The organism is Pseudoxanthomonas sp. X-1 (assembly GCF_020042665.1).
Classification (GTDB): domain Bacteria; phylum Pseudomonadota; class Gammaproteobacteria; order Xanthomonadales; family Xanthomonadaceae; genus Pseudoxanthomonas_A; species Pseudoxanthomonas_A spadix_A.
In genome coordinates this window covers 867,903-883,173 of the sequence record NZ_CP083376.1, presented here as the reverse complement: position 1 = coordinate 883,173, position 15,271 = coordinate 867,903, and the positions used below count along the sequence as shown (strand labels likewise).

The 15,271-nt window shown below is 70.0% G+C and carries 10 protein-coding genes; 4 read left to right on the top strand and 6 right to left on the bottom strand.

Features of this window, described 5'->3' with window-relative positions; translation table 11 throughout:
- Positions 1–127: 127 nt before the first annotated feature.
- From LAJ50_RS03965 to LAJ50_RS03950, 4 genes are all read right to left on the bottom strand, one after another.
- Positions 128–2,335 (bottom strand): carboxy terminal-processing peptidase, encoded by a 2,208-nt coding sequence (locus LAJ50_RS03965; protein ID WP_130550619.1) that lies wholly within the window; start codon positions 2,333–2,335, stop codon positions 128–130.
- Between the two features lie 232 nt (positions 2,336–2,567).
- Complete coding sequence (lipA, locus tag LAJ50_RS03960; protein ID WP_130550618.1) at positions 2,568–3,578, bottom strand: lipoyl synthase; 1,011 nt, start codon at positions 3,576–3,578, stop codon at positions 2,568–2,570.
- Positions 3,579–4,317: 739 nt separating this feature from the next.
- Positions 4,318–6,516 (bottom strand): hypothetical protein, encoded by a 2,199-nt coding sequence (locus LAJ50_RS03955; RefSeq protein ID WP_138654884.1) that lies wholly within the window; start codon positions 6,514–6,516, stop codon positions 4,318–4,320.
- 75 nt (positions 6,517–6,591) lie between these two features.
- Positions 6,592–7,665 carry a 3-deoxy-7-phosphoheptulonate synthase gene (locus LAJ50_RS03950; RefSeq protein ID WP_138654886.1) on the bottom strand — a complete coding sequence of 358 codons (1,074 nt, stop codon included), beginning with the start codon at positions 7,663–7,665 and terminating at the stop codon, positions 6,592–6,594.
- 288 nt (positions 7,666–7,953) lie between these two features.
- On the opposite strand from LAJ50_RS03950, the gene LAJ50_RS03945 reads away from it, so the two are divergent.
- Positions 7,954–9,051 carry a crosslink repair DNA glycosylase YcaQ family protein gene (locus tag LAJ50_RS03945; RefSeq protein WP_138654888.1) on the top strand — a complete coding sequence of 366 codons (1,098 nt, stop codon included), beginning with the start codon at positions 7,954–7,956 and terminating at the stop codon, positions 9,049–9,051.
- A gap of 108 nt (positions 9,052–9,159) precedes the next feature.
- Here the strand turns inward: LAJ50_RS03945 and groL are convergent, their stop codons facing one another.
- Together groL and groES are read right to left on the bottom strand one after the other, a co-directional pair.
- Positions 9,160–10,800: a chaperonin GroEL gene (gene groL, locus LAJ50_RS03940; protein WP_130516578.1), complete on the bottom strand. Its 1,641-nt coding sequence runs from the start codon at positions 10,798–10,800 to the stop codon at positions 9,160–9,162.
- 62 nt (positions 10,801–10,862) lie between these two features.
- Positions 10,863–11,153, bottom strand: a complete 291-nt coding sequence (gene groES, locus LAJ50_RS03935) for a co-chaperone GroES (protein ID WP_130516576.1) — start codon at positions 11,151–11,153, stop codon at positions 10,863–10,865.
- A gap of 550 nt (positions 11,154–11,703) precedes the next feature.
- On the opposite strand from groES, the gene LAJ50_RS03930 reads away from it, so the two are divergent.
- The 3 genes from LAJ50_RS03930 to LAJ50_RS03920 all read left to right on the top strand — a co-directional run bounded on the left by LAJ50_RS03930 (position 11,704) and on the right by LAJ50_RS03920 (position 15,227).
- Positions 11,704–12,174, top strand: a complete 471-nt coding sequence (locus LAJ50_RS03930; protein ID WP_130550613.1) for a helix-turn-helix transcriptional regulator — start codon at positions 11,704–11,706, stop codon at positions 12,172–12,174.
- Between the two features lie 156 nt (positions 12,175–12,330).
- The gene (locus LAJ50_RS03925) at positions 12,331–14,625 is read left to right on the top strand and encodes a protein-disulfide reductase DsbD (protein ID WP_138654890.1); all 2,295 of its coding nucleotides are present in this window, start codon (positions 12,331–12,333) and stop codon (positions 14,623–14,625) included.
- The gene (locus LAJ50_RS03920; RefSeq protein WP_138654892.1) at positions 14,622–15,227 is read left to right on the top strand and encodes a TlpA disulfide reductase family protein; all 606 of its coding nucleotides are present in this window, start codon (positions 14,622–14,624) and stop codon (positions 15,225–15,227) included. The genes LAJ50_RS03925 and LAJ50_RS03920 overlap by 4 nt, the downstream gene beginning before the upstream one ends.
- Positions 15,228–15,271 lie beyond the last annotated feature (44 nt).

The following is a 15,271-nucleotide window of genomic DNA, read 5'->3' as shown; positions in this document are numbered from 1 at the left end:
CCAAAGCCTCCGCCAGTCTCCCGACCGCCGTTCCCGCGAACGCGGGAACCCGGCGCCCTGGCTCGATCCTCAGCCCCGCCGCATTCCGCCTTCGCGGGAGCGACAGGGCCTTCGGTCGCAACGCCCCTCAGTCCGCCCAGCTGCCCGACTTGGTCGACACCGGCAGCACCTGCGCCGAGAGCTGCTTGTCCTGGTCCAGCACACCGATCGCGTCGCCCAGGATCGCCGCCGATTCGTGCAGCAGCGGGTCCGGGCGCTTGTCGGCCAGCTTCTCGCGCGCGGCGTCCTTGACGATGTCGCGCTCGCTCGCGCCCAGGCCGTCGTCGGCCAGATCTCCGGCCAGCGGGTCCAGCGGCATGCCCAGCTTCTTGCGCTCTTCCTGGCGCGACTTGCGCTGGGCCTCCTGGCGATCGCGCTCGGCCAGGCGCTCGGCCTCGTTGAGCGTGACGTACTTCTTGGCCTTCTCGGCGCGGAACTGGGCCACGTCCTCGGACCACCACTGGTATTCCAGGTCGGTCTTGACGCGCGCGTCGTGCATGGCCTCCAGCTTCGGCAGCAGCGGCGCGAAGTTGCCGTACTGGGTGTGGCTGACCGGCGCGATCTTGGTCCACGGCAGCGCGTTGTCGTAGGTGTCCTCGCCGTACTCGGTCGCATCGATGCTGGCCGGGAAGGCGATGTCCGGCACCACGCCCTTGTGCTGGGTGCTGCCGCCGGCCACACGGAAGAACTGGGCGATGGTCAGCTTGAGCTGGCCGAAGCGCTTGCCGCCCTCGTTGGCCGGCCAGCGATCCAGGTCGACCAGGTTCTGCACCGTGCCCTTGCCGAAGCTGGTCTCGCCGATCACCAGGCCGCGGCCGTAGTCCTGGATGGCGCCGGCGAAGATCTCCGAGGCCGAGGCCGAGCCGCGGTTGATCAGCACCGCCAGCGGCCCGTCCCAGGACACGCCCGGGGTGGTGTCGCCGCTGACCGAGACGCGGCCGCCGGATTCGCGCACCTGCACCACCGGGCCCTGGTCGATGAACAGCCCGGTCAGATCGACGGCCTCATCCAGCGAACCGCCGCCGTTGTTGCGCAGGTCCATCACCACCCCGTCGATGTGCTGGCCCTTGAAGCCGTCCAGCAGCTTGCGCACGTCACGCGTGGCCGAGGTGTAGTTGTTGGGATCGCGGCGACGGCCTTCGAAGTCCTGGTAGAACGCCGGCAGCTTGATCACGCCGATGCGCCGCTCGGGCGTGGCGCCGGAGGCCGGCAGCGTCACGATCTCGCTCTTGGCGGCCTGCTCGGCCAGCTGCACCTTGTCGCGCACGATGGTCACCGTGCTGTGCGGGCCGTCGATGCCGGCCTCCGGCGCGATGAACTCCAGGCGCACGCGCGTGCCCTTCTTGCCGCGGATCAGATCGACCACGTCGTCGGTGCGCCAGCCGATCACGTCGGTGAAGGCGCCATCGCTGCCCTGGGCCACGCCAACGATGCGCGCGCCGGGCTGCAGCTTCTTGGACAGGTCGGCCGGACCGCCCGGGACGATCTCGCGGATCACCACTGTGTCGTCCTGGCGCTGCAGCACCGCGCCGATGCCTTCCAGCGACAGCGACATCTGCTGGTTGAACTGCTCGGCGGTCTTGGGCGTGAAGTAATCGGTATGCGGGTCCACCGCCGAGGTATAGGCGTTGAGGAAGGTCTGGAACACGTCCTGGCTGTCCAGTTCGTCCACGCTGCGCTGGATGTTGGCGTAGCGCTTGTCCAGCGTCTGGGCGATGGCGTCGGGCTTCTTGCCGGCCATCTTCAGCCGCAGCCAGTCGTTCATCACCGACTTGCGCCAGATCGCGTCCAGCTCGGCGCTGTCCTTGGCCCACGGCGCCTTCTCGCGGTCGTACTCCCAGTGCTCGTGCGTGGTGAAGTCGAAGTCCGGCTTCTTCAGCAGGCTGCGCGCGTACGCCACCCGCTCGCCCACGCGCTTGCGATAGACCTGGAAGATGTCATAGGCCGGCGAAAGCTGGCCGCTCTTGATCGCATCGTCCAGCCGCGTGGACAGTGGCATGAAGCCCTCGATGTCCTTGGCGGTGAAGAACTGCTTGCCGCCGTCCAGCGCATCCAGGTAGCGCTTGTACACGTCCTGGGACAGCGCGTCGTCCAGCGCTCGCGGGCGGTAGGCGTAGCGGCTGTCCGACAGCAGGCCGTAGACCAGCTTGGAGGTCGTGGACTGGTCGCTGGTCGGGCCCATCGGCACGACGCTGGTGCTGGCCGACTTGCCGGGCGTCACATCGGGGCGCGCCAGCAGCGCCACCGGGGCGGTCAGGGCCAGGGCCAGCAGGGTCAGGGTGAGCTTGGCTTTCATTCGATGGACTCGCGGCCGCGTGGCCGGTGGAAGCGTGTGGGGAAGATGCGTGAAGCCTTGACCGCACCACAGTGCCGAAAGTTGCGCGGGCTGTCACGCACGAGGCGTGCCCGGAGGGGAGGCGGTTCCGCAATGTGAACGCGGTCTCACGGTCCCCATACGACACCGCCACCAGGCGCGAAGGCCAGGCGGCGGGACAGGAGGCTGCGCAGGTTGAGGGCGGAAGCGCGGATCAGGCCGCCACGCCCGCGCCGGCGGCCTGCTGGTCGGCGTGATAGGACGAGCGCACCATCGGCCCGGAGGCGACGTGGCTGAAGCCCAGCTCATAGCCGTAGACCTCCAGCGCCTTGTACTCCTCCGGCGTCCAGTAGCGCAGCACCGGATGGTGGTGCGCGGTGGGCTGCAGGTACTGGCCGATGGTGATCATGTCCACGTCGTGCGCGCGCAGGTCGCGCATGGTGGCCTGGATCTGCTCGAAGGTCTCGCCCAGGCCGAGCATGATGCCGGACTTGGTCGGGATGTCCGGGTGCTGGGCCTTGAACTGCTTGAGCAGGGTCAGCGACCACTGGTAATCCGCACCCGGACGGACGTTGCGGTACAGGTCCGGCACGGTCTCGATGTTGTGGTTGAACACGTCCGGCGGATTGGTCGCCAGGATCTCCAGCGCGCGCTCCATGCGGCCCTTGCCGCGGAAGTCCGGCGTCAGGATCTCGATGCGCGTGCCCGGCGACTTCTCGCGGATCGCGCCGATGCAGTCGACGAAATGCTGGGCACCGCCGTCGCGCAGGTCGTCGCGGTCCACGCTGGTGACCACGACGTACTTCAGGCCCATGTCGGCCACGGTGTTGCCCAGGCTGGCCGGCTCGTTGGCATCGGGCGGCTTGGGCCGGCCGTGGGCCACATCGCAGAACGAGCAGCGGCGGGTGCAGACCTCGCCCAGGATCATGAAGGTCGCCGTGCCGTGGCCGAAGCACTCGTGGATGTTCGGGCAGCTGGCCTCCTCGCAGACGGTGACCAGGCGGTTCTCGCGCAGCTTGGCCTTGAGGTTGGCCACGGCGTTGCCCGAAGGAATGCGCACGCGGATCCAGGACGGCTTGCGCAGCACCGGCGCATCGGCGAACTGCACCGGCGAGCGGCCGATCTTGTCGCCGCCCAGCTGCTTGGCCCCGGTCTCCAGCGACGCGGGGGCGGTGGGCGCAGTGACGACCTGCAGCGGGATCTGGCGGGGAGCGGGCGTGTCCATGGCGTCATTCTATCGCCTGCCCCGCGCCCCCGCCGCCGCACGCGTCCCGCCCCGCGGAACGCAGCAATGCGCTGTGTGAGGGTGGAGATGGGAAGTGGGAGCCGCCACGGCGGCGATGAGGCTCCTCCAACAATGGCCATCGCCGCCGTTGCCCGAAAAGGTGCTAGGACAGCCCTTCCTCGGGGAGGCACGCAATGGGCTCCTGCGGGTTTGAGGGGACACGCAGGACCTGATGACATGCGCGCGCCCGGGGGCGCTGACTTTCGCAAACCGGCGACCCAGGCGCGCGCGGCTCCTCGGCTCGGCCCGCCATCTGCGGCGGACTCGCCGCCGCGGGCTATCCCTGGCCCACGCTTTCGCGCGCACGCCGGAGTCGAGGCGCTGCGGGGACGCGCAGAACTTCTTTCGAACCGAAGCGTTAGCGCATGACGCGCGAGGCAGCGGGCCGGCGGGCGGGGGGCCGCGACGAGCGAGGCAGGACGCCGAGCGCCTTCAGGCAGGGCAGGATGCCCTGACCGGGGAAAGCGCCCCCGCCCGCTGGACCGCCGCCCCCCAACGAAGCCGCGATGCCCACACGCCCAGCCGTCGGCCCGGAAAACAGGCAATAAAAAGCCCGAAACAGCTTGCGCCAGTTCCGGGCCTGCTCCCTCCCCCACGTCGGGATGCGGGTCAATCCTGCGCCCCCCGCGCAGACATTGCACGCTGCAGTGCAAAACGGAGGCCTGCTGCGCGCTGAACGTCAGTCCAGGTAGCTCGGCTGGGCCTCGTACCAGCGCTTGGCGCCCAGCAGATGGAACTGGTGCGCCCCGTTGCGCAACTCCACCGCCGCGCCCAGCACCCCCCAGCGCGCGTAGAGATCGCCCTGGGCCTTGTCGCGGCCCTGCAGGCGGAAGCGCCCGACCAAGTCGAAGCGGTCGTTGCGCGCATCGATGTCGTCCAGCACCAGATCGTGCTGCCGCCAGCGCACCCGGCTGGAGGCCCGCACCGTGCCGGCATCGACCAGCTTGACCATCCAGCCCGGGTAATCGCGATCCTGCGAGAACAGGTCCAGCAGGAACCCCACGTCCTTCATCTGCGTCGACACCGCACCCTGCACGGCCAGGCGCGCATCGGCCACGTCCATCTGCGCGCGCGGCAGCGCCACGTTGGCCCACCAGCCGCTGCGGCTCAGCCCGGCGTGGGCGAAGCTGATGTTCTTCAGCGACACCGTGCTGCCATCCACCGCGAAGCGCTGGCGCTGCAGGTCGGCGCGCTTGAGCTTCAGATCCACGTCCACATCGCCACGCATGGCCAGGCCCGCCGCCCGCACCTGAGCCGCGCGCGCGGCGATGCTGACCCGGCCGCTGCCGGCCTGGCCGGCCGCGTCCAGCGCCAGCTGGCCAGTCAACGTGCCCGAGCCACCGTCGAAGCGCAGGTGATCGTTGGGCAGGAAACGGTTGTACGCGCGCAGGTCCGGCACCTGCGCCTGGGTGAAGGTGGCCTGCGCCTTGAGCGACTGGCGCGCCTTGGACAGGTCGGCGTCGCTGTCGGTGTACAGCTTCAGGTCCTTGCCGCGGATGTAGGGCCGCTTGAGGTCGTCGATCGCCGCGACGCTGTAGTCGGTCAGCGCCACGTCCACGCGCGAGCGCGGCCGCCCGCCCTGGCCGGCCTCCAGGCGGGCCCGGGCGCTGCCGGTGCCGGTCACGCGCTGAGCCACCACATCGGCCCGCGCCTGGACGAGCGGGATCTCCAGATGGCTGCCCACGGCCAGCACACCGTGGTCCAGGGTGACGTCGCCCTGCACGCGGCCGGCGCCATCCAGCGACAGCCACGGCACGTTGACGAACAGCGCCGTCACCCACCTGAGCGAACTGAACTGCCATTGCCCGGCCAGCCGCCCGGACGTGCGCGGCAGCAGCGCGCGCGGCTGCTCGAACGGGATGCGGGTGCCGTCCGCGCGCAGATCCGCGTCCAGCGCCAGCACGCCATCGACCTGCGCCGGCATGCTGGCCTTCAGATGCAGGTCGCGATCGACCGAGAGCTGCGCGGTGAGCGTGCTGCGATGCGCCTGCCCGTGCACGTCGGTGATCACCACCGGCATGCGCCAGGACAGCGCGCCGCCCGGCGCCAGTTCAGCCTGGACCAGCTTCAGCGTGCCCTGCACGCGGCCCTGGCCCGGCTGCAGCGTCAACTCGAGCTTGCCGGCGTCGCTCTGCCGGGCCGCCAGCGCCGGCGTGCCGCCGGCCACCTCGAGCGCGATGCGCATGCGCCGCAGCTTCTCGATGCCCTTGGCCTGGGCGCGCGTGGTCGGCGTCATCGCGAACTCGCCGCCCAGGGTCGCGTCCTCCAGCAGCGCGACCTGTCCATAGCCCAGGCGCAGATGTTCGAAGCGCGCGGTGGAGGGCAGCAGTTCGGCCGGGCCGCCGCGCAGGCGCTTGGTGAAGCCCACCTCGGCCCTGCCCTGCCCCTCGAGCGTCAAGGGCCCGAGCGTGCCGCCACGGACGCTGTCGCTGGCGATGGACGGGAAGTTGAGCAGCCAGCCGCCCGGGCGCACCGGCGGTGGCGGGATCTCCTGCGCGACGTGCGTGACCTGGCCGGTCACCTCGGCGACGCGCACGCGCGGCACATAGACCTCCTTGTACACCAGGTTGAGCAGCGACAGATGGCCGGCCACGCGATCGGCCTGCAGGGTCCACACCACGCGGCCGACATGGCCGCGCAGCGACACCTTCCACAGCACGATTTCGCCCGGCCACCAGGTCAGCGCCGGCCCCCAGTGCATGGCGAACTTCTCCGGCTTGCGGTTGACGCTCCACGGCCCCAGCGGCGTGTTGAGGTAGAGATTGCCGGCGACCAGGTAGGCCGCATAGCAGCCCAGCAACAGCCAGGCCAGGCGCCGCATCCAGCGGCGCAGCGGGGATGGACGGCGCTGGGCCGTCGCGGCGTCGGAAGCATTCATCGGGCCAAGCATGCCCGACGCGTGTGTTCGGGGCGTATGCGTGGTCCGGCGCGGCCGCGGCGGCCGCGCGCGGGATCAGGCGGCCTGCGCGATCCGGCGGGCGCGGCGTGCCCGCACGCCGGCGGCCAGGCGTTCGAGCACGGCCACCGAATCCTCCCAGCCGATGCAGCCGTCGGTGATGCTCTGACCGTAGGTCAGCGGCTGGCCCTCGATCAGGTCCTGGCGGCCGGCGACCAGATGGCTCTCGACCATCACCCCGACGATGCGCTCCTCGCCAGCGGCCAGCTGGGCGACCAGATCCTCGACCACCCTGGGCTGGTTCTCCGGCTTCTTGCCGCTGTTGGCGTGGCTGGCATCGATCATCAGGCGCGGCGCCAGCCCGTTGCCTTCCAGCACCTGGCTGGCCGCCTGCACGCTGGCCGCGTCGAAGTTGGGCACCTTGCCGCCGCGCAGGATCACGTGGCAGTCCGGATTGCCGGTGGTCGAGGCGATCGCCGACTGGCCCTCCTTGGTCACGGCCAGGAAATGATGCGGATGCGAGGCCGCGCCGACCGCATCCACCGCGATCTTCACGTCACCGCCGGTGCCGTTCTTGAAGCCCACCGGGCACGACAGGCCGCTGGCCATCTCGCGATGGATCTGGCTCTCGGTGGTGCGCGCGCCGATCGCGCCCCAGGCCACCAGGTCGGAGATGTACTGCGGCGAGATCACGTCCAGGTACTCGCAGCCCGCGGGCAGGCCGAGCAGGTTGATGTCGCGCAGCAGGCCGCGCGCGGTGGCCAGGCCTTCGTTGATGCGAAAGCTGCCGTCCAAGCGCGGATCGTTGATCAAACCCTTCCAGCCCACCGTGGTGCGCGGCTTCTCGAAGTACACGCGCATGATGATCTCCAGGTCCTCGCCCAGCGCATCGCGCAGCGGGCGCAGCCGGCGCGCGTAGTCCATGGCCGCGACCGGATCGTGGATCGAGCACGGGCCGATCACCACCGCCAGGCGGTCGTCTCGGCCGTGCAGGATCTCGTGCAGCGCCGCACGCGCGGCGGCGACGGTCGCCGAGGCGAGATCGTCGCAGGGGAACTCCGCCATCAGCTCGGCCGGGGTATGCAGCGGCTCGATCTTGCGGATGCGCAGGTCGGAAGTGAGCGGGGCCATCTTGAAGTCTCGTGTCGTCGGATCGGTGGGGTGCGTGGACCGCGCGTGCTGGCAACAAAAAAGCCGCCAGGGGTGCTGGCGGCTTTCGGGATGCGTCTGAAGGGTTTCTTCAGGGTGAACGCGCTCCTTCCTCCGCCTGTGGCTTCGGAAACCAAAAGTAATAGCGGGCGCGGGCGGCGTTCATGGGCAGCATTGATACCACGGCTTTTGCGCCGATGCGACTGTTTCATCGGCAACTCAGGCGGTGCGCGATCGGCCGACCCGCCGCCGCATGATTCAATGCCGCTCATGCCCGCCCCGCCCCGACTGGAAGACCTGCGCCGCTACGCGGTCGCGCGCAGCCTGTTCACCCCGACCACGCTCACCGGCGCGATCGCGCGGCTGGGCTTCGTCCAGGCCGACCCGATCCGCGCCCCGGCACGCGCGCAGGACCTGATCCTGCGCCACCGGGTCAAGGACTACCGCGCCGGCGACCTGGAGCGCCGCTACGCGCGGCTGCGGGTCGAGGAAGACTTCCTGGTCAACTACGGCTTCCTGCCACGCGCGCATCTGGCGCTGCTGCATCCGCGCCAGGCGCGGGTGGCCTGGGACGCGCGCACCCGGCAACGCGCCGCGGACGTGCTGGCGTTCGTCCGCGAGCGCGGCGCGGTCCATCCGCGCCAGGTCGAGCAGCATTTCGCCCATGGCCGCGTGCGCAACTACTGGGGCGGCTCGAGCAATGCCACCACCCAGCTGCTCGACGGCCTGCACTACCGTGGCCTGCTGCGGGTCAAGCGGCGCGACAGCGGCACCCGCGTATACGAGGCAGTGGACCATGCGCCGGCCGATGATGCCCCGGCCGCCCGCGCCGAACGCGCGGCAGCGCTGCTCGACCTGGTGGTGCGCAAGTACGCGCCGCTGCCCGCCACCAGCCTGGCCTATCTGGCGCGCCTGCTCGGCGGCGGCGCGCCGCACCTGGGCGACGAACTGCGCGGCGCCCTGCGCCTGGCGCGCGAGCGCCTAGCCCATGTGCGCATCGACGGCACCGACTGGTACTGGCCGGCCGACGAACATCCGCTCGCGCGCCGCTATCGCCTCGACGAGCGGCTGCGACTGCTGGCGCCCTTCGACCCCATAGTCTGGGACCGGCGCCGCTTCAGCCTGTTCTGGGACTGGACCTACAAGTTCGAGGCCTACACCCCCGCGGCCCGGCGCCAGTTCGGCTACTACGCCTTGCCGATGCTCTGGCGCGGGCAGGTGATCGGCTGGGCGAACCTGACCTGGCGCGAGGGCCAGCTGCAGGCCGCAACCGGCTATGCGGCGGGCGCGGCACCCAGCGACGCGGCCTTCGGCGAGGCGCTGGACGAGGAACTGGCGAGCATGCGGCAGTTCCTCGCAGCGGGCTGATGTCGAAGGCGCCCGCACGGAGCACGGTCGAAGCCTGAAACGAAAAGACCCCGCCTTGCGGCGGGGTCCTTCTTGTACGACAGCAGCGATGAGGCTGCGCGGAGGGACTTAGAAGTCCATGCCGCCCATGCCACCCATGCCACCGCCCGGCGGCATCGCCGGCTCTTCCTTCTTCGGCGACTCGGCCACCATGGCTTCGGTGGTGATCATCAGGCCGGCGATGGACGCGGCGTTCTGCAGCGCGGTGCGGGTCACCTTGGTCGGATCCAGGATGCCGAACTCGACCATGTCGCCGAACTCGCCGTTGGCGGCGTTGTAGCCGAAGTTGCCCGAACCGTCCTTGACCTTGTTGACGATCACGGAGGGCTCTTCACCGGCGTTGGTGACGATCTCGCGCAGCGGGGCTTCCATGGCGCGCAGGGCGATCTGGATGCCGTGGTTCTGGTCTTCGTTGATGCCCTTGATCTCGCCGATGTTGGCCTTGGCGCGGATCAGCGCGACGCCGCCGCCCGGGACCACGCCTTCTTCCACCGCAGCGCGCGTGGCGTGCAGGGCGTCTTCGACGCGGGCCTTCTTCTCCTTCATCTCGATCTCGGTGGAGGCACCGACCTTGATCACGGCCACGCCGCCGGCCAGCTTGGCCACGCGTTCCTGCAGCTTCTCGCGGTCGTAGTCCGAGGAGGTCTCCTCGATCTGCGCCTTGATCTGCTTGATGCGCGACTCGATGCCCGCGGTGTCGCCGGCGCCGTCGATGATGGTGGTGTTCTCCTTGGAGACCTGCACCTTCTTGGCGCGGCCCAGATCCTTGATCGTGGCCTTCTCCAGCGACAGGCCCACTTCCTCGGAGATCACGGTGCCGCCGGTCAGCACGGCCATGTCTTCCAGCATCGCCTTGCGACGGTCGCCGAAGCCCGGCGCCTTGACGGCCACGACCTTGACGATGCCGCGGATGGTGTTGACCACCAGGGTCGCCAGGGCCTCGCCCTCGACTTCCTCGGCCACGATCAGCAGCGGCTTGCCGGCCTTGGCCACGCCCTCGAGGACGGGCAGCAGGTCACGCACGTTGGAGATCTTCTTGTCGTGCAGCAGGATGAACGGGTCGTCCAGGTCGGCCGACTGGCTCTGCTGGTTGTTGATGAAGTAAGGCGAGAGGTAGCCGCGGTCGAACTGCATGCCCTCGACCACGTCCAGCTCGTTCTCCAGGCCCGAGCCTTCCTCGACGGTGATCACGCCTTCCTTGCCGACCTTCTTCATCGCCTCGGCGATAATGTTGCCGATCGACTCGTCCGAGTTGGCCGAGATCGTGCCGACCTGGGCGATGGCCTTGTCGTCGGCGGTGGGCTTGGAGATGTTCTTCAGTTCGGCGACGGCGGCGGTCACGGCCTTGTCGATACCGCGCTTGAGGTCCATCGGGTTCATGCCGGCGGCGACGGCCTTCATGCCTTCGCGGATGAAGGCCTGGGCCAGCACGGTGGCGGTGGTGGTGCCGTCACCGGCGTTGTCGGAGGTCTTGGAAGCGACTTCCTTGACCATCTGCGCGCCCATGTTCTCGAACTTGTCGGCCAGTTCGATCTCCTTGGCGACGGACACGCCGTCCTTGGTGATCGTCGGGGCGCCGTAGCTCTTCTCCAGCACGACGTTGCGGCCCTTCGGGCCCAGGGTGGCCTTGACGGCATTGGCGAGCACGTTCACGCCGCGCACCATGCGCGAGCGGGCGTCTTCACCGAAACGAATGTCCTTGGCAGCCATTGCGTATTACCTCGATTGTTCTTGGATGATGGGGATGAGGGAAAGCGGACGTCGCGCCGGCCTTAGCCGATGGTCGCGAAGATGTCGTCTTCCTTCACCACCAGGTACTCGGTGCCGTCCAGCTTCACTTCCGTGCCGCTGTACTTGCCGAACAGGACCTTGTCGCCGACCTTGACCTGCGGGGCGCGCACCGAACCGTTGTCCAGGATCTTGCCGGCGCCGACGGCGACGACCTCACCCTTGATCGGCTTCTCGGTGGCCGAGTCGGGGATCACGATGCCGCCCGCGGACAGCTTTTCTTCTTCCATACGCTTGATGACCACGCGGTCGAACAGCGGCTTGATGTTGCTCATGTCAATCCTCTTAAGTGATTGATTGGACTAGGAAAGGGCCGGCGATGTTAGCACTCGTACATGACGAGTGCCAGCGCGCCGGGAACGCCAAGACCCGGGGCCGGTGAAGGCCGGGAGGGCTGACACGGCAGATGGGGCGGGCCGGCGGGCCTTTCAAGGCGGGCCGGCGAGATTTTTCCTGGAGGAGCGCGCGGCGCGCGCATAAAGAAGAAGCGCACGCATGTGCGGCATGCGTGCGCTTCATAGGGAATGGTTGTGGCATCCGATCCGTCGCGCCTTGACGTGCGCCAACTCCCCCCGCCGACGTCCTGTCAGTGCCTGCATCCTGCCGGCAGGTGTAGAGATACCAACGCGGTTGGGCGAAGCCAAGCCTGAAACCGGCCTGAAGCGCGGAAAGCTAGTGAGCGCAGGGCGCGGGCTGGCCCGAAAACCCTTTGATGGCGGCCCGAGAAAAACTTTTGGTTACCAGAAGCGCACCACGTATGCCTATTTTCGGTCACTACGTTAGTATTGCTATCGTTTTCCATTCCGATCCGTGGAACGTTTGGCTATGGTCACAAAAGTTTCTGGATGGCGATCGCCACGGAGAGGTTTGATGGATGCACCCGAGCGAGTCCGCATGGCGCGGCGCCTTGCCGGTCTTTCGCAGAGTCAGTTGGCAGAATCGGTCGGGGTGCAGCGTAGCGCCGTGAGCCATTGGGAGTCCCCCAAGGGCAAGAGTCCCAGCGTCTCGCACCTGCGCGAAGTGGCGCTGGCGACCGGCACGCAGTTCGAGTGGCTGGCCACCGGCCGCGGCGCGATGACGCTCTCGCGCGATGTGGAACTGGATTCGATCGCCACCGCCGAGGCCATCCTGGTCGAGGATCCCCTGGAGTTCCGCCTGGTCCGCGCCTTCCGCGAGGCGCCGCTGAAGGCGCGCCTGTCGCTGCTGGAAGTGATGGAGACCCTGGCCCTGCAGCGCACCGGGCGTCCGCGCACGCGCGCGCCCGGCCGCCCGGGCGGCGACGCGCGCGGCGGCTGAGCGCGATCCGATCGCGCCGGACCGGCTCGGCTCGCCTGGTCACGGCGTATAGGCCCCAGGCCGGACCGACGTCCGCTCCGCGCCCGGCAAAGGCGAAGCCCCTTGCAACACAGTGGAGACGGCTGCGGGACCGGCCGCTCCGCTAAGCTTGGCCGCATGTCGCTGATCTCCCGTCTGGCCCGTCCGCTGGCCCTGCTCGCCCTGCTCGTTCCCACCCTGCCGGCCACGGCGGCCGACCCGTCCGACCTGTTGCCGGTCGAGCAGGCCTTCGTGCTGGACGCGCAGGCCAAACCCGACGGCATCGGCCTGCACTGGAAGATCGCCGACGGCTACTACCTGTACCGGCATCGGATCTCGGTGGAGGCGCAGGGCGGCGGGTTCGCCGCCGGCACGCTGCAGCTGCCGGACGGCGACAAGCACGTCGACGAGTTCTTCGGGCCGGTGGAGACCTACCGCAAGCAGCTCGATGCGCTCCTGCCGGGCAAGGCCTCGACCGCCGGCCAGGTCACGCTGAAGGTGCGTTACCAGGGCTGCGCCGACGCCGGACTCTGCTATCCGCCGCAGACCCGCACCGTGCAGGTGGCGGTGCCGGCCGCCGCCACGCCGGGCGCCGGCACGGGGCTGGGCCTGCCGCTCGGCGGTGCCACCGCCGGTAGCGGCTCGTCGCTGCTTGGGACGCCGGCCGCCGTGCCGGGGGCCACCGATGCGGCGCCCCTGCCGGAGGCGCAGGCCTTCGCCTTCGAGGCCATCGCCGACGGCGGCAACCAGCTGCTGCTGCGTTTCACCCCGGCCAAGGGCTATTACCTGTACCGCGACCGCACTCAGCTGGCGCTGCACGGCGCCGAGGGGCTGTCGCTGGGCGCGCCGCGCTGGCCGCCGGGCAAGGCGCATCGCGACGAGCACTTCGGCGAGGTCACGGTGTACTTCGACCAGGTCGAGGTGCCGGTGCCGGTGATCCGCGACCGCGCCGAGGCGGCCAAGGCCACGCTGGAGGTCACCTTCCAGGGCTGCCAGACCGACGGCATCTGCTATCCGCCGATGACGCGCCAGGTCGCGCTTGCGCTGCCGGCCGGCACGGTGACGCCGCCTGAAGCGCGCGCCGTGGCCCTGGCCGCGCCGGTGGCCCTGGAGGCTGGCACACCCAACCCCGCGCCGACCGCGCCGGCCCCGGCCGAGGTGCCGCGCTCGACGCCGCCGCCGGACGTGCTGGCGCGCGCCGACCAGGGCGCCGGCGGCATGTCCGGCTGGCTGCTGGCCCTGGTCGCCGCGCTGCTGGGCGGGCTGATCCTCAACGTGATGCCCTGCGTGCTGCCGGTGCTCTCGCTCAAGGCCTTGTCCCTGGCCGAGAGCGGGCGCGGCCGGGCGCGCGCCGGCGCCCTGGCCTATACCGCTGGCGTACTGCTCAGCTTCCTGCTGGTCGGCGGCGTGGCGCTGGCCCTGCGCGCCACGGGCCAGGCGCTGGGCTGGGGCTTCCAGCTGCAGCAGCCGCTGGTGACCGGGGCGCTGGCCTACCTGATGTTCGCCGTGGGCCTGAGCCTGTCGGGCGTGTTCGCCGTCGGCTACGGGCTGGCCGGGGTCGGCCGCGGGCTGAGCGAGCGCGGCGGGCTGTCCGGCGACTTCTTCACCGGCGTGCTGGCAGTGGTGGTGGCCAGCCCGTGCACGGCACCGTTCATGGGCTCGGCGCTGACCTTCGCCTTCGCCGCGCCGGTGCCGGTGGCGCTGGCGGTGTTCGCGCTGCTGGGCCTGGGCCTGGCGCTGCCGTTCCTGCTGATCGGGCTGGTGCCGGCGCTGGCCGCACGCCTGCCGCGTCCCGGCGCGTGGATGGACACGCTCAAGCAGGTGCTGGCCTTCCCGATGTACCTGACCGCGGTGTGGATGCTGTGGGTGCTGGGCAAGCAGCGCGGCATCGACGCGGTCGGCCTGGCCCTGGTCGGGCTGGTGGTGCTGGCGCTGGGGCTGTGGGCATTCCAGCGCGTGCGCTTCCAGACCGCGCCGCTGCGACGCGGCGTGGCGGTGGTGGTGCTGATCGCCTCGCTGGTGCCGCTGGTACTGCTGCATCGGCTGCCGGCCGCGAGCGCGCCCGCCACCACCGCGGCGGCCGACGGCGTGGAGACCTACTCGCCGCAGCGGCTGGACGCGCTGCGCAAGCAGGGCAAGGTGGTGTTCGTCGACATGACCGCCGACTGGTGCGTGACCTGCAAGGCCAACGAGAAGGCCGTGCTGTCGGGGGATGAGTTCAAGCAAGCGATGCAGTCGGCCGGCGCGGTGCTGATGCGCGGCGACTGGACCAATGTCGATCCGCAGATCACCGCCTTCCTGCAGGCGCACAAGGCCGTTGGCGTGCCGCTGTACGTCGTGTTTCCCAAGAGCGGTGGCGAGGGCGAAGTGCTGCCCACCGTGCTGACCACGCCGATGGTGCGCGACGCCCTGCAGCGGGCCTCGGCACGGTGAGCACCCGGCTGGTGCTGGTGGCGCTGGCCGCCGGCGTCCTCGGCGTCGCCGCCGGGTGGTGGTGGCAGGGCGGCGGCGCGCGGCGCCAGACGCCCGATGCCACACGTCCCGCATCGCCATCCGCCTCCGCCACGGTTCCGGTGGCCGCACTCGGCGAGGCGATGCCGGCCATCGTGCTGCCCGATCCGCAGGGCAAGTCCATCGACCTGGCGCGGCTGGCCGCCGGCCGGCCGCTGCTGATCAACGCCTGGGCCAGCTGGTGCGCGCCGTGCGTGAAGGAGATGCCGGAGCTGGACCGCTTCGCCGCCGCGCAGGGCGCGCGCGGCGTGCAGGTGGTCGGCCTGGCGCTGGACAGCGCGCAGAACGTGCAGCAGTTCCTGCAGCGCGTCCCGGTGCGCTACACGCTGGTGCTCGACACGCCCGGCCCGGCCGACGCCAGCGTCCGGCTGGGCAACCGTGCCGGCGTGCTGCCCTACAGCGTGCTCATCGGCGCGGACGGCCGCCTGCTGCGGCAGAAGATCGGGCCGTTCGCCGACGGCGAGATCGAGCGCTGGATCGGCGAGATGGCGCCGGCGCCCGGCCAAATTCAAACGCGCGATTAAATCACCGCAAAGTTCGGCGAACTGGACAGCATTGCCGGCTTCCC